Origin of the sequence: Halomonas sp. SIMBA_159, from assembly GCF_046536035.1 — a bacterium.
GTDB classification, from domain to species: domain Bacteria; phylum Pseudomonadota; class Gammaproteobacteria; order Pseudomonadales; family Halomonadaceae; genus Vreelandella; species Vreelandella venusta_A.
Genome location: NZ_JAWJBT010001279.1, coordinates 1 through 246, shown reverse-complemented (window position 1 = coordinate 246; position 246 = coordinate 1). Strand labels below are relative to the sequence as shown.

Sequence of the window (246 nt, the reverse complement as noted above, 5' to 3'; positions counted from 1 at the left end):
ATATGAAGTTTCTAGGCTTATCTAAAGTATATAAAGGTGATGGGGATGGGGATGCAAGTATACGCAAGGTTACTATAACTAACATTAACAGTCTTAATAGTGATTTAAACTTCCTTGTAAATACTTTTCTCACATTAAAGGGATTTGCTGCTGAAGCTAAATATAATAGCTCTGATTTTAATGCAGTGCATTATGTTTTACTCATGCCTACTGTTTATAGGTTAATTAGCAAGAACAAAGTTGAAA

The 246-nt window shown here is 31.7% G+C and carries 1 protein-coding gene; it reads left to right on the top strand.

The annotated features are described in order from the left end of the window. Window positions 1-246, top strand: a 246-nt coding sequence (locus R0J87_RS23370; RefSeq protein ID WP_498889361.1) for a hypothetical protein, incomplete at both ends; no start/stop codon positions are given.